Origin of the sequence: Pseudoalteromonas sp. (assembly GCF_041629635.1) — a bacterium.
Classification (GTDB): domain Bacteria; phylum Pseudomonadota; class Gammaproteobacteria; order Enterobacterales; family Alteromonadaceae; genus Pseudoalteromonas.
In genome coordinates this window covers 1-1,597 of sequence record NZ_JBFKMX010000277.1, presented here as the reverse complement: position 1 = coordinate 1,597, position 1,597 = coordinate 1, and the positions used below count along the sequence as shown (strand labels likewise).

1 protein-coding gene is annotated in these 1,597 nt (G+C 38.3%); it reads right to left on the bottom strand.

Features of this window, described 5'->3' with window-relative positions:
- Window positions 1-215 precede the first annotated feature (215 nt).
- Window positions 216-1,340 carry a DUF3103 family protein gene (locus ABYD77_RS19100; protein ID WP_372771671.1) on the bottom strand — a complete coding sequence of 375 codons (1,125 nt, stop codon included), beginning with the start codon at window positions 1,338-1,340 and terminating at the stop codon, window positions 216-218.
- Window positions 1,341-1,597 lie beyond the last annotated feature (257 nt).

Below are 1,597 nucleotides of genomic sequence, written 5' to 3'. Positions count from 1 at the left end.
TGTAATTGCGGCATTAGTACATCCTGTACGTCACAGCTGGCCGAACGCTTTTCAGGGATGAAAATTACTGCGTAACGCGCACGAAATATCGCTTTAAGGACGAATTTTTGCGCATTAGCTGATCTTCCAAACGTCAGAATAATTCATTTTAAGTCTTTCAAAAAAAAAGTGCGCCATTGACGCTCTTTGATTCTGGTTTAAATGTACTCTGTTAATTAACGCGGTTGAATTGTTAAAGGCTCAAGTGTGATTGTTGCATTTGAGCTAGCGCCTTTGTGATTTGAATAGTGTTGACCTTCAAATAGAGTGTAATACACATCCACATAGTCATCGTCGTTGGTAAACCATGAATCAGGCATTGCTGCCAGTACTTTATTGGTTAACTGTGGAATAATGGCATAACCTTGTACTTCTGGGTCTGGAATCGCTTTAAGAATCTCTGTAGCCACATCAAGTAAGCGGTTCGCGAGTTCTTTGTAGTTAGTATTGTCATCTTGTTCCATCATTAAAATGTCAGCAGCTTGCCAACGGTAGCGATCCCAATAAATAATGATTTGATTAGGGTGATAGGTTGTGCCGTCGTAATCTAGGTAAGGCATGTCTACAATATCGAGCACAGGCTCATCACGAGAAGGGCTCACACCTGTAACTATGCTATACACTTCCGCTTTACCAGATATCCATGGCTCTTCATCGTCTTGTAAGTGAATTGATTTAAGCACTGAGGTTTGAATTGGGGTGTTTGAAGATTGAATACTTGATTCTAAAGCCTGTTTAGGTGAGCTACTAAATGGTTTTAACGCTTTTGTTAATACCGAAACACCTTCCGATAACGCTCGTTTATTATCGAGTTCAACAATTAATACTGGACGTTTTGGTAGCTCATTAACCGGCAAGTGATAGGTGTTGCCTTGTGTATCAAATGCTTCAATAAATTGCCATGATTTCTCATTACCTGCTGGTGCCCATGCAAATAACGGTGTTTCAGACATTAACGAGTTAAGCATGCTTGAGTCAGCAACTCTTAGTTGTGTGATAGAGTGGTTACTTTTAGGTAAGCCTTTAGCTGTGCGAATGTTTGCTTCTATTTGCTTGAGGTTGCTTAACGCTTGGTTATTTAAAGCAAGTTCTGATGGTTCAACGGTTAAATCATAGCGTGAAGTTGAGGCGAGAATACTTGGCTTTAGCGCTGTATAGTTCTTTGCAAATGAAAGCGCTAATGCACGTTTTTGTTCTGCAATATGCATGGAACGTTCTTGGCTCGCACTTTCAAAGGCTGACACACTCGCCATAGGTAAAGCTAGTGCGCCAAGTAATATTGATTTTATTATTTTATTCATTAACTTGTCTCCAATAGTAAAGATACACATTCATGTGTACCCTTATTAGCTCCAAGTTAGAGTAAATAGTCAATATTGTAACGAAAGGTTAATAAATAAACAGTAATTATACTTAAATGGTTATAAATTAACTTTTGCAAAGTAGTGATATTTCTCAATTAAATTTATAAGAAGATAGCACTTACTTGGAAGAGTTTTTCAACCACGTGAATTTGTTTTTTATCGATAAGGAACATAATGACGTGGTCACCAGAGAG

Bases quoted from the DNA above. Each gene is read 5' to 3' on its own strand.
- ABYD77_RS19100 (WP_372771671.1), bottom strand. From the start codon at position 1,340: ATGAATAAAATAATAAAATCAATATTACTTGGCGCACTAGCTTTACCT.